General features: G+C 73.3%; 13 protein-coding genes. All 13 read left to right on the forward strand.

Annotation, left to right across the window (positions count from 1 at the left end; translation table 11 throughout):
• Positions 1-82 precede the first annotated feature (82 nt).
• The 13 genes from OG617_RS25290 to OG617_RS25350 all read left to right on the forward strand — a co-directional run bounded on the left by OG617_RS25290 (position 83) and on the right by OG617_RS25350 (position 21,728).
• Positions 83-676 (forward strand): helix-turn-helix domain-containing protein, encoded by a 594-nt coding sequence (locus OG617_RS25290; RefSeq protein WP_405095455.1) that lies wholly within the window; start codon positions 83-85, stop codon positions 674-676.
• Positions 673-1,992: an MFS transporter gene (locus OG617_RS25295; RefSeq protein ID WP_405095456.1), complete on the forward strand. Its 1,320-nt coding sequence runs from the start codon at positions 673-675 to the stop codon at positions 1,990-1,992. Before OG617_RS25290 ends, OG617_RS25295 begins: the two co-directional genes overlap by 4 nt.
• A gap of 209 nt (positions 1,993-2,201) precedes the next feature.
• Positions 2,202-2,426 carry a hypothetical protein gene (locus tag OG617_RS25300; RefSeq protein WP_396683886.1) on the forward strand — a complete coding sequence of 75 codons (225 nt, stop codon included), beginning with the start codon at positions 2,202-2,204 and terminating at the stop codon, positions 2,424-2,426.
• Positions 2,427-2,501: 75 nt separating this feature from the next.
• On the forward strand, positions 2,502-3,998 hold the full coding sequence (locus tag OG617_RS25305) for a replication-associated recombination protein A (protein ID WP_405095457.1): 1,497 nt from the start codon (positions 2,502-2,504) through the stop codon (positions 3,996-3,998).
• A gap of 2,444 nt (positions 3,999-6,442) precedes the next feature.
• Positions 6,443-7,060, forward strand: coding sequence for a hypothetical protein (locus OG617_RS25310; RefSeq protein WP_405103946.1), 618 nt, complete (start codon positions 6,443-6,445; stop codon positions 7,058-7,060).
• Between the two features lie 149 nt (positions 7,061-7,209).
• Positions 7,210-7,671, forward strand: coding sequence for a DUF948 domain-containing protein (locus tag OG617_RS25315; RefSeq protein ID WP_161691421.1), 462 nt, complete (start codon positions 7,210-7,212; stop codon positions 7,669-7,671).
• Positions 7,672-7,698: 27 nt separating this feature from the next.
• A complete protein-coding gene (locus OG617_RS25320) occupies positions 7,699-8,004 on the forward strand; it encodes a hypothetical protein (RefSeq protein WP_405095458.1) in 306 nt (101 codons plus the stop codon).
• Positions 8,001-10,679, forward strand: coding sequence for an alanine--tRNA ligase (alaS, locus tag OG617_RS25325; protein ID WP_405095459.1), 2,679 nt, complete (start codon positions 8,001-8,003; stop codon positions 10,677-10,679). The genes OG617_RS25320 and alaS overlap by 4 nt, the downstream gene beginning before the upstream one ends.
• Before the next feature lie 73 nt (positions 10,680-10,752).
• On the forward strand, positions 10,753-11,214 hold the full coding sequence (ruvX, locus tag OG617_RS25330; RefSeq protein ID WP_396683894.1) for a Holliday junction resolvase RuvX: 462 nt from the start codon (positions 10,753-10,755) through the stop codon (positions 11,212-11,214).
• Positions 11,211-12,413, forward strand: coding sequence for an endolytic transglycosylase MltG (mltG, locus tag OG617_RS25335; protein WP_405095460.1), 1,203 nt, complete (start codon positions 11,211-11,213; stop codon positions 12,411-12,413). Before ruvX ends, mltG begins: the two co-directional genes overlap by 4 nt.
• Complete coding sequence (locus OG617_RS25340) at positions 12,413-13,255, forward strand: shikimate dehydrogenase (protein ID WP_405095461.1); 843 nt, start codon at positions 12,413-12,415, stop codon at positions 13,253-13,255. Before mltG ends, OG617_RS25340 begins: the two co-directional genes overlap by 1 nt.
• 131 nt (positions 13,256-13,386) lie before the next feature.
• Positions 13,387-15,267 (forward strand): glycerophosphodiester phosphodiesterase family protein, encoded by a 1,881-nt coding sequence (locus OG617_RS25345; RefSeq protein ID WP_405095462.1) that lies wholly within the window; start codon positions 13,387-13,389, stop codon positions 15,265-15,267.
• Between the two features lie 377 nt (positions 15,268-15,644).
• Positions 15,645-21,728 (forward strand): RHS repeat-associated core domain-containing protein, encoded by a 6,084-nt coding sequence (locus OG617_RS25350; protein ID WP_405095463.1) that lies wholly within the window; start codon positions 15,645-15,647, stop codon positions 21,726-21,728.
• Positions 21,729-21,743 lie beyond the last annotated feature (15 nt).

Genomic DNA, 21,743 nt, shown 5'->3' on the forward strand with positions numbered 1-21,743 from the left:
TCCCCGCTCCCGCTGTCGGAACGTGCACACTTTCTATGCACAGGTATTGTGCATAGAAAGTGTGCACGGATATTGTGCAGGCATGGACAGCGAAACCTCGCCAGGAGCGCCCAGCGCCGTCCGGCTGGATCATCGACAGGTGCGGGTGCTCGCGCATCCGCTGCGGCTGCGGCTGCTCGGCGCGCTGCGGGTCGACGGCCCGGCGACCGCCACGACCCTCGCCGCGAAGCTCGACACCAACACCGGCGCCACCAGCTACCACCTGCGGCAGCTCGCCGAGGTGGGGCTGGTCGTGGAGGACCCGGACCGGGCCACCGGCCGGCAGCGCTGGTGGCGCGCCGCGCACGACGTGACCGACTGGGAGTCGACGGACTTCGACGACGACCCGGACGCCCGGGCCGCGATCGAGTGGATCCAGGGAGACCAGGTGCGGTTGCTCGTCGAGCAGGCCGAGCGGTGGTTCACGGCCAGCCAGGACCGGTCGCCCGCGTGGCGGGACGCCGCCGGCATGAGTGACGCCCTGCTCCACCTGGGACCGGAACGGCTCCAGGCGCTCGAAGCGGAGGTGTGGCAGGTCCTCATGCGCTACCGCGAGGAGTCCGTCCCCGAGGAGCCGGACACCCAGCCGGTGCACGTCTTCCTGGCCGCGTACCCGATGATCGGTAAGGCCCGGTGAGCGCCCTCACCGTGCGCCAGGTCCGGTTCCGCTACCTGGCCCTCTACGGCCTGCGTTGGCTGCCCACCGGCCTGCTGATCCCGGTCATGATCCTGCTGATGCAGGAGCGCGGCCTGTCGCTGTCCCAGATCGGCCTGGCCGTCACCGCCCAGGGCCTGGTGGTGCTGGCGCTGGAGCTGCCCACCGGCGGGGTGGCCGACGCGCTGGGCCGCAAGCCGGTGCTGGTCGCCGCCGGGGTGCTCAACCTGGTCTCCCTGGCGCTCTTCGCGGTCGCCGACTCAGTCGCCCTGTTCTTCCTTGTCTTCGCGGTGCAGGGGGCCTACCGGGCGCTCGACAGCGGCCCCCTGGAGTCCTGGTACGTCGATGCCACCCTCGCGGCCGATCCGGACGCGGAGTACGAGCGCGGCCTCGGCCACGCCGGCACGGTCGCCGGCGTCGCCATCGCCGGCGGCGCGCTGCTCAGCGGTGGCCTGATCGCGCTCGGCCCGGTCGGCCCGGTGAGCGCGCTGACCGTGCCGGTGCTGGCCGCCTTCGCGTTGCAGGCGGTGGCGCTGGTCGCGCTGCTGGCGCTGGTGGTCGAGGCCCGGCCCGGCCGGGGATCCGGGGCGCTGCGCGCGTCGGTCGCCGAGGCGCCCCGGATGGTCGGGCAGGCGTTCGGGCTGCTGCGCCGCTCCCGGGTGCTGCTCGCCCTGGTCGCGGTGGAGCTGTTCTGGGGCTTCGGCATGGTCACCTTCGAGTCGCTGCTGCCGGTCCGGCTCGCCGAGGTGGTCGGCGACCCCGAGCGGGCCGCCGCGCTGCTCGGCCCCGCCAGCTCCGCCGCCTGGCTCGCCTCGGCGGCCGGGGCCGCGCTGACCCCGCTGCTGCTGCGCTGGCCGGGGGCGGCACCCGGCGCCGCGCTGCTGCGGATCCTCCAGGGCGCGACCGTGGTCGGGATGGGGTTGTTCGCCGGCCCCGTCGGGGTGCTGGTGGCGTACCTGGCCTGCTACACCGTGCACGGCGCGTCGAACCCGCTGCACCTGGGGCTGCTGCACCGGCAGGTCGACGGCCCGTACCGGACCAGCGTGCTCTCGCTGAACTCGATGATGGGCCAGCCGGCCGGAGCCCTGGGCGCGGTGACGCTGACCGTGCTGGCCGACCGCACCAACGTCAGCACGGCGCTGCTGGTCGGCGCGGTGGTGCTCGCCCTGGCCGCGCCGCTCTACCTGCCGGCCTGGCGGGCCGCCCGTCGCGCGACCCCGCCCCGCGCCCCCGGGTCCGCGCCCGATCCCGCCGGGCCGGTCGCCGTGTCCGCCGGGGCCGCCGACCCCGGCCGGTAGCACGGGGGCCTCAGCCATCGAGGCGTCGAGATCGCGGCCCGTCCCTCCAGGGTCTCGTCGGCGGTGATCATGTCGCCAGCCTGGAAGCCATCCGGGCCCGGCCGGTGGCTGACCTGTGCGGGACGCCCATCCATGGTGGAGATTGGCGACCGGACCGGTTGGGTACATCACGCTGCGACCTACTGTGAACCCCCCACCGGAGGACCGACATGCTCGCCATTCTCGCGGCCATCGTCTTCGGCTTCGCCCTGTTGATCGATCTGCTCGACACCAACTTCGGCGCGCCGGACCTGTTCAACGTGCACACCCTGCTGATGCTCGGTCTGCTGCTGCTCTCCCTCTACCTGGCCGGCGTCGGCAACGGCCCGCGCGGCGGCGGTGGCGGTGGTGGTGGCGGCCGCTGGTACCGGGGTCGGCGCCCCGGCCGAGGCTGACCGGAATCGATCACTCCGGGCCGGGCCCGCGCCGCAGTTCCGGCGGCGCGGACCCGGCCCGGTAGTGTCTTTCTGATGGAGTCCGACGCCCTCTTCTCCCTCGGCGCGCCTGCCGGGGCGCCCAGCGCCCCCACGGGTTCCGTCGGCGTCGACGGCTTCACCCCGGTGTCGGCCGACTCGCCCCTGCCCGTCCGGATGCGTCCGGCCGGCATCGACGAGCTCGTCGGGCAGGACCACCTCCTCGCTCCCGGCGCCCCACTACGTCAGCTCGTCGGCGGCGTCACCCCGATGTCGGTGATCCTCTGGGGCCCGCCGGGCAGCGGCAAGACCACCATCGCCCACCTGGTGGCCCGGGCCACCGACCGCCGCTTCGTGGCGATGTCGGCGCTCTCCGCCGGGGTGAAGGACGTCCGCGCGGTGATCGACGCCGCCCGCCGGCAGCGCCGCTCGGGCGGCCCGCCTACCGTGCTGTTCATCGACGAGGTGCACCGGTTCAGCAAGACCCAGCAGGACTCGCTGCTCGCCGCCGTCGAGGACCGCACGGTCACCCTGCTCGCGGCGACCACCGAGAACCCGTACTTCTCGGTCATCTCGCCGCTGCTGTCCCGGTGCGTGCTGCTCACCCTCCAGCCACTGGACGACGCCGCCGTCCGCGGCCTGCTGCGCCGCGCGGTCACCGACCCCCGCGGCCTTGCCGGCACGCTCGCCCTTGAGACCGAGGCCGAGGACCACCTCGTCCGCCTCGCCGGCGGCGACGTGCGCAAGGCGCTGACCGCGCTGGAGGCGGCCGCCGCCTCGGCGACCGCGCTGGGCGCCGAGCGGATCGAGCTGGCCACCGCCGAACAGGCGGTGGACGTCGCCGCAGTGCGCTACGACCGGGCCGGTGACGCCCACTACGACATCACCAGCGCCCTGATCAAGAGCATGCGCGGCTCCGACGTGGACGCCGCGCTGCACTGGCTGGCCCGGATGCTGGTGGCTGGTGAGGACGCCCGGTTCATCGTCCGCCGCCTGGTCATCTTCGCCAGCGAGGACGTCGGGATGGCCGACCCGACCGCGTTGGGCGTGGCCACCGCCGCCGCCCACGCGGTCGAGTTCGTCGGCCTGCCCGAGGCCCAGCTCAACCTCGCCCAGGCGGTGATCCACCTGGCCACCGCGCCGAAGTCCAACTCGGCGACCAGCGCGATCGGGGCCGCCATGGCCGACGTCCGCGCCGGGCGGGGCGGGCCGGTGCCCCGCAACCTGCGCGACGCCCACTACTCCGGGGCCCGAGGGCTCGGCCACGGCGTGGGCTACCGCTACCCGCACGACGACCCCCGAGGGGTCGTCACCCAGCAGTACGCTCCGGACGACCTCGTCGGGGCCGACTACTACCGTCCCAGCGGACACGGTGCCGAGCGGTCGGTGGCCAGCCGGCTGCCGTTGCTGCGCGGGATCGTCCGGGGACTGCCCGCCCCGGCACGTCCGGACGCGCCGGCCCTCGCCGGGAACGGCCGCCACCCGTCGGGCAACGGGCACGCCACCGTGGCGGACGAGGACGGCGCTGACGCCGTCGGGGAGGGCCAGCAGTGAGATCCCGTGGTTCGGAGCGACCGGAGGACGGCCCCGACGAGCGGCGCGAACAGCGCGCCAAGGGGCGCCGGTGGGGGCGGGGCCGACCCGACAGCGAGCCCGAGGAGCCGGTGAGCGGCGAGGAGTTCGGCTGGATCGACGACCTGCGGTCCGCCAAGCAGCAGCGCGCCGAGCTGGGCCCGGACGGCCTCCCGCCCGGCGCGGTCCCGCCGCCGGGCCGCCCCGACCCGGAGGCCCGGCGCGGCCCGGCCGGGCCGCCGGCCACGCCCCCGGTGCGCGGCGGTGAACCCGGTCCCGCCCGGCCCCGCCCGGTCGACGGGCCGTGGCCCGGTTCGCCGGAGCCTGGCCGCCGCCCCGCCTCGGCCGAGCCGCCCCGCCCGCCGCGCGGCACGCCCCCGCCACCGGCGGCCCCGCCGGTCCGCCCGGCTCAGGGCCCGACCCCGCCGTCCACAGCACCGACCGATCCGGCCCGCCCGCCGTACCCCGCGGCGCAGCCGGCCCGCCCCCCGTACCCGGCGGACGCCGCGCCCCGGCCGCCGTACCCGGCGGACGCCGCGCCCCGGCCGCCGTATCCGGCGGACGCCGCGCCCCGGCCCCCGCAGGCCGGCCCGGAGCCGGCCCGCGACCAGCCTCGTCCACCCGGCCCCGCCGGGCCGGTGGGCGGCCCGCCGGGGGACCAGCCTCGGCCGCAGGGCGCCGCGCCGGCGGCCGGCATCCCCGGACACCCCGCCCGCCCGCCGGGCCCGGCCGGACGCGGAGGGCAGCCCCCGACCGGCGGCTGGCCGGTCGGCCCGGGTGGGCCGCCGCCCGCCGGCCGGGCCGCCGCCCCGGTCACCGCCGCCGCGCGTCGCGCCGTCCCGGTTTCGACCCCCCCGCCGCACCGCGCCGCGCCGGAGCAGCCTCCCGTCGCCGGCACGCCCCACCCGGCCCCGGCAGACTCCCCCCGGCACGAGCCGGGAGAGCGCCCAGGCCGGGTCCCCGGCGGTCCCGTCGTGGCCGGGCCGGACGAGCCGACCGGCCGTGCTGCCGCCGGGCCGGTCCCGCCCGTCGCCCGCCCGACCGGTCACCGGCGTGCCGCCGAGGAACCGCCGCCGGTCGTCCCGCTCAGCGGCAACGCCCCCCCGGTGCCCGGGGTGCCGGCCGGTCCGTCGCCGACCGCGGCACAGGGCGAGAACGGGCCGTGGCGAGGCCGGCCCGAGCCGGGCCCGGACGAGGCCGCCGCGCGCCGTCGCGCCACCCCCGCCGGGCCGGCCGACGAGGGCCCCGACGAGCGGGCCGGGGCGACGCCGGGTCGGGGCGACCGTCCGCAGCGCCCGGCGGAGTGGCTCCGCCAGGCCGGCCGCGGCAGCCCCACCGACCCCGCCATGCCGATGGTCAACCGGGCCGCCGTGCCGCCCGCGCCCCCGGCCGCCGTGCCGCCGGTCGGAGAACCGACCGGCGCCCGCCGGGCCGTCGGTGACGCCGGCCGGGCGTCCGTCGGCCAGGGCCGGCCGGGTGCCGCGCCCGCCGCCGGGCCGGGGAACTCCGGCCCGCCCGCCACCGCCCGGGCCGCCACCCCACCCCGCCCGCCGGTGATTCCCCGCCCCGGTGAGGCCGGGCCGGCCCGGGAGCCGGGTACGGGCGAGATCCGGCCGCCGCACGAACGCGTCGCCGGTGAGGTCCGGCTGCCCCGGGAACGGGTCCAGGGCGAGCCGGGCACCGGCGAGGTCCGTGGGCCCCGCGACCCCGGGACCGGCCAGCTCCGGCCGTCAGGTCCGGCGCGGGGCGCCGCCCGCCCCGGCGCGCCCGTCGACGCACCGCACCCGGGCCGGGCGGCCGTCCCCGAGGAGCGCCGGTCGCCGGCCGGTCCGACAGGGCTCGCCCCGCGCCCGGGCGCGGCCCCCGCCCCGGGTGCGGCCCCCGGTGTCCGGCCCGGCGCCGCCGGTCCGCGCCCGGGCGCCGAGTTCGCCCCGGGAACCCCGCCGGAGGCCGGGGCCCGCCCCGGTGCCGCCAGCCGGGCGACCCCTCCCGGTGCCCCCGCAGGGCGGGCGACTCTCCCCGCTGCACCGGCCGGTCGGGCGACCCCGCCCGACGCCCCTGCCGGACCCGCCGGCCCCGCTGCCCGTCCCCCCGTGGCCAGGGCGGCGGCCCCCGTCGGCCGGCCCGACGGCGGGCCGGAGGACCGGGTGGCCGGTCGGGCCGCCTCGCCGCAGCGCGAACCCGGTCGCGGCGATCCCGCCGCCGGCCCGCCGCCGATCGGGCCCGAGCAGCCACCCGCGGTGGCCCGGGCCGCCGCAGCGGTGCCCCACACCGACGCCCCCGCCGGCCGACCCGGGCCGGAGCCCGTCGGGCAGACCGTGGGCGAGGTGGCGCTGCGCCGGTCCGCCGACCCCGCCGACCCCGACGGCCCCGCCACCGCGGGCCCCGGCGGCCTGCGCGGTGCCCGTTCGGAGCTGCGCCGGCGGATGCGGGAGCGCCGCCGGCTCCGGATGGGCCTGCTCGCCCTGGTCAGCCTGGTGCTGCTCGGCGCGATCCCGCTCTACTTCGGTCTCCGGGCGTTGAGCCACGACCCGGTCTTCGACACCCTGGACGAGCTGGACGTGCCGGGCTGGGCGGCCACGGAGAGCGTCGACAACGTCAGCGGCAGCCGCTGGTGCCTGGCGGAGTGCCGGCTGCGCGAGCGCACCGTCGAGTCCGAGCGGCCGGTGAAGGAGACCACGCAGGTGTACGAGCGTGCCCTGGCCGGGGACGGCTGGCGGCCGTGGAAGGTGAGCCGCTGCCCGGAGCAGCAGGCGAAGGGCGTGTACACGTGCTGGCGGCGCGACGAGTTGACCCTCGACCTGTGGGTGCGCGAGCCGACCTGCGTCCCGCCGCCGGTCGACGGCGCGCCCGCGCCGACGCCGCAGGCCTCGCCCGCAGCGCGGGAGTGCACCGGCTCGTTGGTGTCGGTGAAGGTCCGCAACGCGATCGACGACGAGCGGACCCGGCCGCAGCCGAGCACCGACCCGTCACTCACCGGCGAGGACCCCTTCCCGACCCTGAGCGAGGATCCGCTCGGCGAGTCGACACCCTCACCGTCGTGAGCCGGGTTTCATAACTGACGGTAGGGTCTGGGGCTGGCAGGCCCGCCTGCTCCCGCTGACCCGCCGAGGGTCGCCGAGCGCTGGTGCGGGCATGACGGCCGCGCGTTCCGGGACGTCGGGTCCCGGAACTCTGCTTGAGGAGGACATGCGTGGATGGTGGACAGATCGCTGCGCTGATCGCGGCCGGCGCGTTCCTGATGCTGGTGCTCGTGCTGGCGGTGCCGATCCTGCGCCTGCGGCACACCGTGGACGCCACGACCCGGATGATCAACGACCTCAACGACCGCACCGCGCCGCTGCTCGGTGACGTCAACACCACGGTGAAGAACGTGAACACCGCCCTGGAGCAGGTGCAGACCTCGCTGGACGGGGTGAACCTCCAACTGGCCAAGGTGGACACCATGACCACCCACGCCCAGAACGTGACGGCGAACGTGGCGAACCTGGCCACCGTGGTCTCCGCAGCCGCGGCGAACCCGCTGGTGAAGGTGGCCGCGTTCGGCTACGGCGTGCGGCGGGCCGCCTCCGCCCGGCGCAACGCCGAGACCGAGCGTGACGTGCGCGACACCATCAAGCAGCAGCGTCGCGCGGCCAAGCGCGGCAACGGCTGAGCCGGCCGGCGACGGAGGGATGAGATCATGAGGCGCCTGTTCTGGCTGGGCATCGGGTTGGCGGTCGGCGTGGTGGTGGTCCGGAAGGCGACCCGCACCGCGCAGGCGTACACGCCGGCCGGCATCGCCGGGGGCCTGTCACAATCCGCTGGCGGTCTGGTGGAGTCGCTGCGTAGCTTCGTGGAGGACGTCCGGATCGGGATGGCCGAGCGGGAGCAGGAGATCCACGAGGCCTTCGCCCGGGGCGAGGCGTTCGACGACCAGTTCACCGAGCTGCGGGAGGACCCGCGCATCGGCGACCGAGAGATCTTTCCGGAGGATCACCAGCGATGAAGACGGCGGAGATCAAGCGGCGGTACCTCGCGCACTTCGAGGCGAACGGCCATGCCGTGGTGCCGTCCGCTCCGCTGCCCGCCATCAGCGACCCGAACCTGCTGTTCGTGAACGCCGGCATGGTGCAGTTCGTCCCCTACTTCCTGGGGCAGCAGGCCCCGCCCCACCCCCGGGCGGTCAGCGTGCAGAAGTGCATTCGCACCCCGGACATCGACGAGGTCGGCAAGACCAGCCGGCACGGCACGTTCTTCCAGATGAACGGCAACTTCTCCTTCGGTGACTACTTCAAGGACGGGGCGATCCCGCTCGCCTGGGACCTGGTCACCAAGCCGGTCGCGCAGGGCGGCTTCGGGCTGGACCCGGAGCGCGTCTGGCCGACGGTCTACCTCGACGACGACGAGGCGTTCCGGATCTGGCGCTCCGTGGGCGTGCCGGCCGAGCGGATCGTCCGCCGGGGCAGGAAGGACAACTTCTGGTCGATGGGCATCCCCGGTCCGGCCGGGCCGTGCTCCGAGCTGTTCTACGACCGGGGCCCGGAGTACGGGCGCGAGGGCGGGCCGGAGGTCGACGAGGACCGGTACATGGAGTTCTGGAACCTCGTCTTCATGCAGTACGAGATCGCCGACGTCACCAGCAAGGAGCACTTCCGGATCGTCGGTGAGCTGCCGGCGAAGAACATCGACACCGGCATGGGCCTGGAGCGGATGGCCTCCATCCTCCAGGGCGTCGACAACCTCTACGAGATCGACGAGGTCCGGCCGATCCTGGCCCGGGCCGCCGAGCTGACCGGCAAGCGGTACGGCGCGCACTCCGGCCCCGTGGCCAGCGAGTCGCACCCCGACGACGTGCGGCTGCGGGTGATCGCCGACCACGTCCGCACCGCGCTGATGCTGATCGGCGACGGGGTCACCCCGAGCAACGAGGGGCGCGGTTACGTGCTGCGCCGGATCATGCGCCGCGCGATCCGGTCGGTGCGGCTGCTGGGCTACCAGGACCGGGCGCTGCCCGAGTTGCTGCCGGTGGCCCGGGACTGCATGGCCCCGTCGTACCCGGAGCTGGCGGCCGAGTTCGACCGGATCTCCCAGTACGCGTACGCCGAGGAGGACGCCTTCCTCTCCACGCTGCGCGCCGGCACCACGATCCTGGACACGGCGATCGCCGAGACCCGGTCGGCGGGGAAGGCGGCGCTGTCGGGCGACAAGGCGTTCCAGCTGCACGACACCTACGGCTTCCCGATCGACCTGACCCTGGAGATCGCCGGCGAGCAGGGCCTGACGGTGGACGCCGAGGGCTTCCGCCGGCTGATGGCCGACCAGCGCAACCGGGCCAAGGCCGACGCGCGGGCGCGCAAGACCGGGCACACCGACGTGTCGGCGTACCGGTCGGTGCTGGACGCGGGCGGGCCGGTGGAGTTCACCGGGTACACCGAGCTGAACCGGGAGTCCCGGGTCCGCGCGGTGCTGGCCGGCGGCGGCGAGGTCGGCGCGGCGGTCGAGGGCGACACGGTCGAGCTGGTGCTCGACACCACCCCGTTCTACGCCGAGGGCGGCGGCCAGCAGCCCGACCAGGGCCTGATCACCGTCGGCGGCGGGCAGGTCGAGGTCTTCGACGTGCAACAGCCGGTGCCGGGCCTGATCGTGCACCGGGCCCGGGTGGTCCGGGGCGAGGTGCGTGCCGGCGAGACCGGGTACGCCGAGATCGACGTGACCCGGCGGCGGGCGATCTCCCGCTCGCACACGGCCACCCACCTGGTGCACCAGACGATGCGCAACTTCCTCGGCGAGTCGGCGACCCAGGCCGGTTCGCTGAACGCCCCGGGCCGGCTGCGGTTCGACTTCAATACCCCGACCGGGGTGTCGCCCAGCGTGCTGCACGACGTGGAGCAGCAGGTCAACGAGGTGCTCCTGGCCGACCTGGAGGTGCACGCCTTCATCACCAGCCAGGAGGAGGCCCGCCGGATCGGCGCGATGGCGCTGTTCGGCGAGAAGTACGGCGAGCGGGTCCGGGTCGTCGAGGTCGGCGACTACGCCCGCGAGCTGTGCGGCGGCACCCACGTGGCCCGTTCGGCGCAGCTCGGCCTCGTCAAGATCCTCTCCGAGGCGTCGGTCGGCTCCGGGGTGCGCCGGATCGAGGCCCTGGTAGGCATGGACGCCTTCGGCTTCCTGGCCCGCGAGCACCTGCTGGTCTCCCGGCTCGCCGAGCTGTTCCGGGTGCCCGGCGACCAGGTCGCCGACCGGGTGGAGCAGACCGTCACCCAGCTCCGCGACGCGGAGAAGGAGTTGGAGAAGCTGCGCGCCCAGCTCGTGCTCGGTGGCGCGGCGGCCCTCGCCGGGCAGGCGAAGGACGTCCGCGGGGTGGCGTACGTCGGCACCGAGGCGCCCGAGGGCGCGGCCGGCAACGACGTGCGGACCCTGGCCCAGGAGATCCGTGGCAAGATCGACCCGGCGCGGCCGGCTGTGGTGGCCGTGGCGGCCCGTTCGAACGGCAAGGCGTCTCTGGTGGTGGCCGTGAACGCCGCGGCCCGGAGCCGGGGATTGGCCGCGAAGGACCTGGTCAAGGCAGCCTTCTCCGGCCGGGGTGGCGGCAGCGACGAGCTCGCCCAGGGCGGCGGCCTGCCGGCCACCGAGGCGCCGAAGCTGCTCGCCACCGTCGAGAAGGCGATCGCCGACGCGTGAGCGCATCGCACGTCGAGTCAGGGCGGACCGTCCCGGTTCGCCCTGACTCGTGCCAGGGCAAGGTGAAGGACTGATGACCGAATCGTGGCACGGAGTCCGCTTGGGGGTGGACGTCGGGCAGGTCCGGGTCGGGGTGGCCCGCTCGGACCCGCACGGGGTGCTGGCGACCCCGCTGGTCACCCTCGCCCGGGACCTGACCGCCGCCCCCGACGCTGTGCCGAGCGACATGGCCGAGGTGGCCGCGCTGATCGCCGAGCACGAGTGCGTCGAGGTCGTGGTCGGCCTTCCGGTCAATCTCGCCGGCCAACTCGGCCCGGCGGCGCGGAACGTGAAGGCGTACGCTGACCGGTTGGCTGATGTAATAGCGCCCGTTCCGGTAACGCTCACCGACGAGAGGATGTCGACCGTGGTGGCATCTCGTAGGCTGGCCGAGCGTGGCGTCCGGGGGAAGCGTCAACGCGCGGTGGTGGACCAGGCTGCTGCGGTCGAGATCCTGCAGAGCTGGCTGGAAGCGCAGCGGAGGCGGACGCGATGATCGACGATCTGGACCTCGGGTTCGACGAGTCGGATCGGGGTGGTGACAAGGGCAAGCACCGGCGCAGCTATGTGCGCAAGCGCAACGGCGAGTCGGGCGGTGGCCGCGGCAAGACCGTCCTCGCCCTGCTCATGGCCTTCGTGCTGCTCGGGGTCATCGGCGGCGGGGCCTTCTACGGCTTCGACCGGATCCAGGGCTACTTCGTCACCCCCGACTACGACGGATCCGGCACCGGCGAGGTGACGGTGGAGATCAAGCAGGGCGCGCTGCTCGCCGACATGGCCAACGCGCTCTACACCGCCGGGGTGGTCAAGAGCTCCAAGGCGTTCATCGAGGCGGCCGAGGCGAACTCGCGCAGCAAGAACATTCAGCCCGGCACCTACAAGGTTCGCAAGCAGATGAGCGGCGAGCGGGCCCTGGTCATGCTGCTGGACCTGAAGAACAAGGTCGTCAACGGGCTCACCATCCCCGAGGGGACGACCGCCAAGCGCGTCTACAAGCTCCTCTCGGAGAAGACCGAGATCCCGGTCAAGGAGTTCGAGGCCGCCGCGAAGGACCCGAAGGCGCTCGGCGTGCCGGACTGGTGGTTCAAGCGCACCGACGGCAAGCCGGTCAAGAGGTCGATCGAGGGGTTCCTCTACCCGGACACGTACGAGATCCCGCCGAAGGCCACCGCCGAGAGCATCCTCACCCTGATGGTGGAGAACTTCCTCGCCGTCACCGTCGAGATGAAGTTCGCCGACCGGGTCCAGGAGGAGCGCGGCGGCATCAGCCCGTACGAGGCGCTGATCGTCGCGTCCCTCGCGCAGGCCGAGGCGGGCAACAAGGACGACCTCGGCAAGGTCGCCCGGGTGGCCTACAACCGGGTGTACGGCGAGTTCGACTGCAACTGCCTGGAGATGGACGTCACGGTCAACTACTACTTCGAGTCGATCGGCCAGGAGGGCAAGCGGTCGAAGGACATGACCGCCGCCGAGCTGGACAACAAGAAGAACCCGTACAACCGCAAGCTGCGCGGAATGATCCCCACCCCGATCAACAACCCGGGCAAGCAGGCCCTGGAGGGGGCGATGGACCCGCCGCCCGGCAAGTGGCTCTACTTCGTGGCGATCGACAAGCAGGGGCACTCCGAGTTCGCCGAGACGTACGAGGAGCAGCTGCGCAACCAGAAGAAGGCCAAGGAGGCCGGGATCATCTGATGACGACGCCTCGGCGGGCGGCGGTGGTCGGCAAGCCGATCAGCCACTCCCTCTCCCCGGTGATCCACAACGCCGGCTACGCCGCCGCCGGCCTCGCCGGGTGGTCGTACACGACGATCGAGTGCGCGGAGGCGGAGCTGCCGGCCATGGTCGCCGGCCTCGGCCCCGAGTGGGCCGGGCTGTCGGTGACCATGCCGTGCAAGGAGGCGACCCTCGCCCTCGCGGCCGAGGTGTCGCCGGTCGCCGCCGCGATGGGCGCGGCGAACACCCTGGTCCACCGGCCCGACGGCTCCTGGTACGCGGACAACACCGACGCCGCCGGGATGGCCGAGCTGCTGGCGGCGGCCGGCGTCCGGCCCGGCGCCCGGGTGACCGTGCTCGGCGCGGGCGGCACCGGACGGGCCGCCCTGGCAGCCGCCGCCCGCCTCGGCTCCGGCACCGTGACCGTGGTGGCCCGGCGAGCGTCGGCGATCGACGAGCTGCGCCCGGCCGCCGACGCGCTCGGCCTGCGGCTGACCGGCGCAGACTGGGCCGACGCCCTGCGCCACACCGACGCCGACGTGGTGGTCTCCACCGTGCCGAAGGGCGTCACCGACCAACTCGCCGCCGAGGCCCGATGGCGGCCCGGCGCGGTCTACTTCGACGCGCTCTACGACCCGTGGCCCACCCCCCTCGCAGCCTCGGCCGAGGCCGGGGGCTGCCGGGTCGTGTCGGGGCTGGACCTGCTGGTCGCCCAGGCCGTCGGTCAGTTCGAGCACTTCACCGGCGTCCGCGCCCCGGTCCCGGCGATGGCCGCGGCGCTGTCCGCCGAGGTCGGGATCGAGATCCGCCCGGCCCGGTAGCCCGGTCTCGCCGGCCCGGCCGAGCCGGCGCTCGGCGACCAGCAAGATCATCTGCTGTACATCCGCAGTTCGGTCGCGTGTCGACGGCGACGACACCGCCCGTTCCGGTGCGGTCCCTAGCGTCTGCGGTCATGTTGACGTTCTCCCATCCCACTGGGCGGCGACGCCCGCGTCGGACCGTCACCGCCCTCGCGGCACTCGCCACGACCGCCGGCGTGCTCGCCGCCGTCCAGACCTCCGCCCCCGCAGCCGCCCAGCCCGGCGACGTCGTCGTCGCCGAGGACTTCTCCTCCGGTACGCTGCCCGCCGGCTGGCGGGCGATCGACGGCGAGTGGACGGTGCGCGACGGCCGGCTGCGCGGCACCGCCACCAGCGGCACGAAGAAGATCACCTTCGGCCGGCACCTGACCGACTTTCGGTTCTCCGCCACCGTTCGGTTCGAGTCCGTCACCGAGGCGACCCGGTGGACGGCGCTCGGCCTGGACGTGCCCGCCGACGGCAGCGCCCCCTGGTGGATCGCCACCATGCGCAGCGGCACCACGGCCGCCAACGGCCTGGAGTTCTCCCAGCTCACCACCGCCAACGCCTGGAACGTCACCGACACCGGCTCCGCCGGATACGCCGCCGGCACCGGGCGGGACGTGAAGGTCGCCGTGGAGGTGCACGGCAACCAGGCCCGCTGGTTCCTCGACGGCCGGCAGCTGCTGCGCACCAGCAGCCTGACCCGGTCCACCGACGGCGGACAGGCGCTGGTCGTCAACGGGGGCAGTGTCTCCTTCGACGACGTGCGGGTCACCGAACTGCCGCCCAACGGCTACCTGCGCCCGGCCGGCGCCCCGCTGGCCGTGGTCGCGCACCGCGGCGCGTCCGCCGTCGCCCCGGAGAACACCCTCGTCGCGCAGGAGGCCGCCCGGCGGGCCGGCGCGGACTTCGTGGAGAACGACGTCCAGCCGAGCCGCGACGGGGTGCCGTTCGTGCTGCACGACGCCACCGTCGACCGCACCACCGACGGCACGGGCGCGATCCGGAGCCTCACCGCCGCCCAGCTCAAGGCCCTCGACGCCGGCTCCTGGTTCGCCCCGCAGTACGCCGGGGCCCGGCTGCCGACGCTGGCCGAGCAGCTCACCGACCTGCGCACCCGGGGTGGCAACCTGCTGTTGGAGATCAAGGGCGCGCACACCCGCGACGAGGTGGCCCGGATCGTCGAGGTGATCCGCGCCGAGCGGATGACCGGCCGGGTCTTCGTGCAGAGCTTCGAGGTCAACGCGCTGCGGTACACCCGGGAACTCGCCCCCGAGCTGCCGCTCGGCCTGCTGCGGAGCAGCCTGGACGCCGACCCGGTCGCCGTCTCCCGGGACCTGGGCCTGACCGCTTACAACCCGACCGGGGCGGCGCTGCTGGCCCGGCCCGCTGTGGTGGCCGACCTGCACGCCGCCGGCGTCGCGGTGCTTGCCTGGACGGTCGACTCGCCAGCCGAGTGGCAGCGGTTGGAGCGGATCGGCACCGACGGCATCATCACCAACCGGCCGGCGGAGCTGGCCGGTTGGAGCGCGGCCGGCCAGCTCGGCGCCGCCGCGCCGACCGTCTCGATCGCCGCCCCGGCGGACGGCGCGAAGCTGGACCGGGCGCAGCGCCCCGTGCTCACCGTGCCGGCCACCGATGCCGACGCCGTGACCGTCACCCTCGACGGCCAGGCGGTCCCGGTGGGTCAGCCGCTCAACCTGACCCGGCTGGCGCCCGGAAAGCACCAGCTCCGCGCGGAGGCGAGCGGCCCCAAGGGCGCCGCGACCGCCGAGGCCACCTTCACCGTCGTGGTCACCCCGGCCGGCCTCGGGCACCTGGTGCTCACCTCCGGCGCCCAGGACCAGGCCCTCACCGTGCTCACCAACCATCTGGTCAAGGCCCGGTACACCGAGCTGGCCCGGTACGCCGACCGGCAGGCCGGCAAGCTCCTGCCCGCCGGCGTGGCCCGGGTGATCGCCGCCGACGCGCGTACGCTCGCCGAGCGCTGACCCTCCACGGTGCGGGCCGTCACGGGGAGGCGGCCCGCACCGCCCATTTCACTCGATCTCCGGCCGGGCCGGGATCAATCAGCTCATTTAGCTTTCAAGTCGATCGATATATTCCTATTTGACCAGCTCACTCCGTTGCTGTTCGTGATCGGTGGAACTTCCACGGACGGCTGACCTGGCCTTCTCTGGGTGGCCCGACAGTCGCTCAAAGTATTGATTGACCAAGATCTATGACGCACCGTAGCGTTCACGTCACTCAATGCCCAGTCGACCCCAGGGGAGGGCCGTCAGTGGCTCCTGCGCGTGCAAGATTCGCGTCAATCGTTCAAGTCTCCAGACTCAGCAGAACAGGGCTGGGTCGCTTCACCCTCGCCGGCTTGGCGGCGGTCCTCGCGGTCACCTTGACCGACGTGCCCAACCGCCCGGCGGAGGCCACGCCGACGAAGGCGCCGGACCGGGTCCTGGACCGCCCCGACGAGATGGCCGCGCTGGTCACCGCGCGGCTGACCGGCAAGCGGGTCCGGATCACCGGCATGACCACCGAGAGCGCGGAATACGTCGCCCACCCGAACGGGCAGGTGGAGGCGACCGTCCACGCCAGCCCGGTGCGGATCCGGCGCGACAACCGGTGGGTGCCGATCGACCTCACCCTCCAGCCCGCCGCCGACGGCTCGGTGCGGGCCCAGGCGCACCCGCTGGACCTTCGGATCTCCGGCGCCCGCAAGCCCGGCGGGGAACTGGCTGCGGTCAGCGTCGGCGACGGCCGGCTGAGCATGGGCTGGGCCGGCGCCCTGCCCGCTCCGGTGCTCACCGGTAACCGGGCCACCTATCCGGAGGTGGCCGCCGGCATCGACCTGGTGGTCGAGGCCACCCGGACCGGCTTCTCGCAGTTCCTGACCGTGAAGAACCGCCAGGCGGTGGACCGACTCCCGGCGCTGGCGTTCCCGCTGACCGGCAAGGGGCTCTCCTCGTTCAGCCAGGACAGCTCCGGCGGGCTGCTGCTCAAGGACGCCAAGGGCCGGCCGATCGCGGCCGTGCCAGCGCCGGAGATGTGGGACGCCCGGCGCAACCCGGGCACGGAGGAACCGACCCGGCGGACGGTCGTGGCGGCGAAGTCCGAGCGGCCCACCGCGCAGTCGGCCCAGGCCAACGGCCTTACCATGCGGCTGACCCCGGACCTGACGTGGCTCAAGGACCCGGCCACCCAGTACCCGGTGACCATCGACCCACAGATCAACCCCCTCTACACGACGTTCGACACGTACGTGAAGGAGGGCGACAATGTCGACCGGGGCGGGGCGAACGACCTCCAGCTCGGCCTGCTGGCCGGCACGCCGAACACCAAGGCCCGGTCCTTCGTGCACTGGGGCGTCTCCGCGCTGCGGGGCAAGCAGATCACCTCGGCGACGGTGAACTTCTGGAACTTCTGGTCGAACACCTGCACCGCCACCTCCTGGGAGATCTGGACCACCGGCGCCGCCTCCTCGGCGACCCGGTGGGGGACCCAGCCGACCTGGCTGCAGCAGGAGGCGACCTCGACCCAGACCAAGGGCGGCACCGCATGTGCCGACGGCTGGGTGAGCATCAGCGGCACGACCTTCTTCCAGCGGGCCGCCACCGCCAACCAGTCCACCGCCTACATGGGCGTGCGGGGCACCGACGAGACCAGCCCCAACAGCTTCAAGCAGTTCCGCTCCCGCAACGCGGCCGACAACAGCCAGGTCCCGTACGCGGTGGTGAACTACAACTCGTACCCCACCGTCGGCACCCGCTCGACGGTGCCGGCCACCGCCTGCGCGACCGGGGCATCCCGGCCCGCGGTGAACACCGCGACCCCGCAGCTCAAGTCGGTCGTCGCCGACGCCGAGGGGTCGACGGTCAAGGCCGAGTTCGAGTGGTGGACGCTGACCGACACCACCAAGCTCGGCAGCGCGATCACCGGCACCGCAGCGTCGGGCTCGACGTTCAGCACCACCGTTCCGGCGGCGACGTTCACCCACAACACCTCGTACAAGTGGCGGGTGCGGGGCAACGACGGCACGGTCAACGGGACCTGGTCGGCGTTCTGCGAGTTCACCGTCGACACGTCGATCGGCAGCCCGCCCGTCATCAGCTCCACCACCTACCCGGAGAACCAGTGGGGCGGTGACGCGAACGTCGCTGGCAGCTTCACCTTCGAGGCCAACGGCATCGCCGACGCGGCGGCCTACGAGTACAGCCTCGACGTGCAGACCCTGAACAAGGTCGTCAACACCGCCACCCCGGGCGCCAACGCGACGGTCAGCATCACCCCGCTGACCCCGGGCTGGCACAACATCTGGGCGCGCACCCGCGACTCGGCCAACAACGTGACCGACGTGCGCAGCTACCCGTTCAAGGTGGGCACCGGCGCGGTCACCTCGCCGAAGGCCGGCGACGTCAGCGGGGCGAAGGTGGTGCTTGGCTCGACCGCCGCGCCGTCCTTCGCGAACGCCACCTACCAGTGGCGGCGGGCCGGCTCCGACGCCTGGGTCGCCATCCCCACCGCCCACGTCACGTACGCCGTCGGCGGCGGGGCGGTGACCTGGCCCGTCGCCCTCACCTCCGGCATGGCCCCCAAGCTGAACTGGGACGTGGCCGCCACCCTCGCCTCGGTCGACGGGGCGAGCATTCCGCGGGACGGGCCGGTGCAGGTGCGGGCCTACTTCAACCTGAGCAGCAACGGAGCACCGGCCGACAACGTGAAGTTCCGGTTCGACCGCAACCTCGCCTCGGCCGACACGGGACAGGTCGGCCCCGGCTCGGTCAACCTGGTCACCGGCAACTACCAGATCTCTCAGTCGGACGTGTCGGTGCCCGGCCTGGGCATCTCGCGTACGGTCAACAGCCGCCAGCCGGGCGGCCTGGACCCGCTCTTCGGGCCGGGCTGGGTCTCCGGTCTCGTCGTGACGGATGCGGATGCGCCCTTCACCCGGCTGACCACGTACGGCAGCCTCGTGCAGGTCAAGCTGCCGAACGACTCGACCATCGGATTCACCAAGGTCGACAGCGCGGGGGTGAACTACGAATCCCAGTCCGGTGCCGAGTCCTACAACCTGACCTTCAACTCCGCCACCAGCACCTTCACCCTCGCCGATGGTGCGGGCAACGTGGTCACCTTCACCCGGACGTCGACCGACCCGGCCAACGTCTACACCCCGACTGCGGCCATCGCGCCGGGGTCGGGCAACACCACGACGTACTCGTGGGAGAAGGCCACCGTCGGCTCGAACGAGATCATGCGGCCGACCCGGATGCTGGCTCCGGTCCCGGCGGGCGTCACCTGCACGACGCTGGTCAAGGGGTGCCGCGCGCTGACCTTTACCTACGCCACCGCCACGACCGCCACCGGCCTGGCCGACGGCACCTGGGGCGACTACGCGGGCCGGGTGAAGCAGATTTCCTACACGGCCTGGGACCCGGACCTGGCGACCCCGGCGATGCGGACCGTCGTGCTGGCCCGCTACACCTACGACAACGGTGGCCGGCTGCGGACCTTCTCCGACCCTCGTCTTGACTACACCAGCGGCGGCACGCAGCAACTGCGCACGGTCTACTACTACAACGGCGACGGGATCATCGTCTCGCTGACCCCGCCAGCGGAGCAGACGTGGCAGTTCTCCTACACCACCGTGCCGAACGACCCGGGCAAGGGCCGCCTGCACAAGGTCACCCGGTCCGCGCTCACCGCCGGCACGGCGGTCGAGACCGTGGTCTATCAGGTCCCGACCTCGGGCAGCGGCGCGCCGTACGACCTGTCCGGCGGGCAGACCGCCCGGTGGGGGCAGACGGAGCCGCCGACCGACGCCACCGCAATCTTCCCGCCCACGCAGGTGCCGACCGGCGATCCCGCCACCGGCACGCTGCCCGGCTCGTACGAGCGCGCGTCGGTGACCTACGTCGACGCCAACGCCCGTACGGTGAACACCGCCCGGCCGGGCGGAGCCATCGCCACCGCCTGGTACGACGGTTACGGAAACCTGGTCGGTGAGTTGACGGCAGGCAACCGCAAGCGAGCCCTGGACGCCTCCGGCAGTGACAGCGCCGCCATCGAGGCCCAAATTGCGGCCAAGCTGTCGGACGTTTCGGTCTACTCGGCCGACGGTCAGCAGATGGTCGAGACCTTCGGACCCGAGCACGATGTGACACTGGCGGCGGGCACCGTGGTCCGGGGCCGCACCCACACCCGCTACACGTACGACGAGGGCGCGCCCGCGTCCGATGTTCCCTTCGGCCTGGCCACCACCGTCCGGGTCTCGGTCAGCCACGTCGTGGCGGGGCAGACGGTCGACGAGGACGTCCGGAGCACCACGACGCAGTACGACTGGACCCTCAAGCAGCCGAAGGAGGTCACCGTCGACCCGGGTGGGCTCGACATGGTCACCCGCACCGAGTACGACTCCGCCGGCCGGGTCACGCTGCACACCACGCCCGGCGGCGGTGGGGTGAGTTCCACGCCGGCGACGCGGGTGACCGTGCACTACACGGCGGCGGCCAACCCGACCTATCCCGAGTGCGGGGCCCGGGCCGAGTGGGCGGGCCTGGTGTGTCGCGCGCAGGCCGGTGGGCAGCCCGAGATCGGCCATCCGCTGGCGGCGGAACTGACGACGTACGACGTGTATGGCCAGGTCAGGGCCAAGATCGAGAAATCCGGAACGGTGGAGCTTCGCCGTACGGAAATCACCTATGATGCGGCCGGGCGGGAGTACGAGTCGACCGCCTCGGCGCCAGGTCAGGGTGAGCCGCTCGAGAAGCGTCGCAACGTGTACGAGGCCGCCAGCGGCAACCTCCTGCGTACCCAGTCGATCAACGCCGCGAACGTTGTGACGGCGGAGATCGTCCGAGCCTACGACGGTCTCGGCCGGCAGACCTCCTACACCGACGCGGACGGCACCGTCTCCACGACGACCTACAACCTGCTGTCCCAGCCGGTGACGGTGAACGACGGAAAGGGCAGCCGAACGCTTACGTACGACGGGGGCGCCGAGCGGCGCGCCCTGCCGACCCAGGTCGTCGACACGCAGGCCGGCACGGTAACCGGCCAATACGACACGGACGAGCGCCTCACCGGCGAGGTGTGGCCGAACGGCGTTTCCGTCACCTCCACCTATGACGAGACGGGCGCCATCAACGGGGTCGTCTACGTGCAGCCGGGCTGCGGACAGCCCGACTGCACCGTCTACAGCGAAACCGTCGCCGCCAACGCGCACGGCGAACAGCGTTCCCGCCAGTCCACCCTGTCGGCACAACTGATGGACTACGACGAAGCGGGCCGACTCCTGCGGGTGCGGGACACCGTCGGCGGTCAGTGCACGACGCGGGTCTACACCCTGGACCCGGCCGGCAACCGCACCGCCGCAGACTCGTACTCGCCCGGTGCCGGTGGCGTGTGTCAGACCAGCACGGCAGCGACCGGCAAGCTCTGGGAGTACGACAGCGCGGACCGCGCGACGACCGGGTACACGCACGACGCGCTCGGGCGTGCCACGGTCGCGCCGGCGGTGGACGTCCCGACCGGCGGGGCCGACTCCCAGATGGCCTACTACGTCAACGACATGGTCCGTTCGATCACGCAGGGCACCCGCGTGTCGACGTACACCGTGGACGTGGTCAGCAACCGGATCCGTTCGTGGACCGACAACGGCTCGGGCGCGGCGGTCGCCCGTCGCAACCACTACGGCGACGACGGCGACAACCCGTCGTGGACCGAGGAGGGTGGCATCACCTTCACCCGTTCGATCGCCGGCCTGTCGCGGATGATCGGCGTCTTCGGCAACAGCACCGGCCTCGACTGGGTGATCACCAATCTCCACGGCGATCACGTCGCCGGGATGGCCGAGTCCCTCCCGGGGCTCACCTACACCAGCGAGCAGACCGAACTGGGGCAGTCCCGCAACTCGGCCGACACCGGGTCGCGGCGGTACGGGTGGCTCGGCTCCGAGCAACGCGCCTCGGATACGCCGAACGGGATGATCCTGATGGGATCGCGGCTGTACAACACCGCCACCGGCCGCTTCCTCTCGGTCGACCCGGTCTACGGAGGCAATGCGAACGCGTACGAGTACTGCAACGCGGACCCGGTCAACTGCGCGGACGTCAGCGGAGAGATCTCGTGCTACCGGTACGGCAAGAAGAAGACGTACCGGAACCGCTGGGGCATCCCCTACCGGTGGGAGTGGAAGTTCCGGTGCAACCTGTCGCACGGTGAGGCGGTCGCCATCGCGAAGTCGGGCAGCGCGGCGTCACTATGGCAGGCACTTAAGCAGGTCGATATCGCGAAGGTGCGGCGTTGGGCCATCGCCCTCGTGGCCAGCCTTCTCGTCGACTGGCTCTACTCCTGGAGGTGCACCAGTAACAGGGGCTTCTGGTTCACAGGCGTCTACGGATTCACCTTGAAGTGGATGGTGCCGTACGCCGGCATCAACAACTTCGGATGCCGATAGCGTGATCGTGCCTGG

The organism is Micromonospora sp. NBC_01412, from assembly GCF_045040215.1.
Lineage (GTDB): Bacteria > Actinomycetota > Actinomycetes > Mycobacteriales > Micromonosporaceae > Micromonospora > Micromonospora rubida.

Bases quoted from the DNA above. Each gene is read 5' to 3' on its own strand.
- OG617_RS25290 (WP_405095455.1), top strand. From the start codon at position 83: ATGGACAGCGAAACCTCGCCAGGAGCGCCCAGCGCCGTCCGGCTGGAT.
- OG617_RS25300 (WP_396683886.1), top strand. From the start codon at position 2,202: ATGCTCGCCATTCTCGCGGCCATCGTCTTCGGCTTCGCCCTGTTGATC.
- OG617_RS25305 (WP_405095457.1), top strand. From the start codon at position 2,502: ATGGAGTCCGACGCCCTCTTCTCCCTCGGCGCGCCTGCCGGGGCGCCC.
- OG617_RS25310 (WP_405103946.1), top strand. From the start codon at position 6,443: ATGCGGGAGCGCCGCCGGCTCCGGATGGGCCTGCTCGCCCTGGTCAGC.
- OG617_RS25320 (WP_405095458.1), top strand. From the start codon at position 7,699: ATGAGGCGCCTGTTCTGGCTGGGCATCGGGTTGGCGGTCGGCGTGGTG.
- alaS (WP_405095459.1), top strand. From the start codon at position 8,001: ATGAAGACGGCGGAGATCAAGCGGCGGTACCTCGCGCACTTCGAGGCG.
- ruvX (WP_396683894.1), top strand. From the start codon at position 10,753: ATGACCGAATCGTGGCACGGAGTCCGCTTGGGGGTGGACGTCGGGCAG.
- mltG (WP_405095460.1), top strand. From the start codon at position 11,211: ATGATCGACGATCTGGACCTCGGGTTCGACGAGTCGGATCGGGGTGGT.
- OG617_RS25340 (WP_405095461.1), top strand. From the start codon at position 12,413: ATGACGACGCCTCGGCGGGCGGCGGTGGTCGGCAAGCCGATCAGCCAC.
- OG617_RS25345 (WP_405095462.1), top strand. From the start codon at position 13,387: ATGTTGACGTTCTCCCATCCCACTGGGCGGCGACGCCCGCGTCGGACC.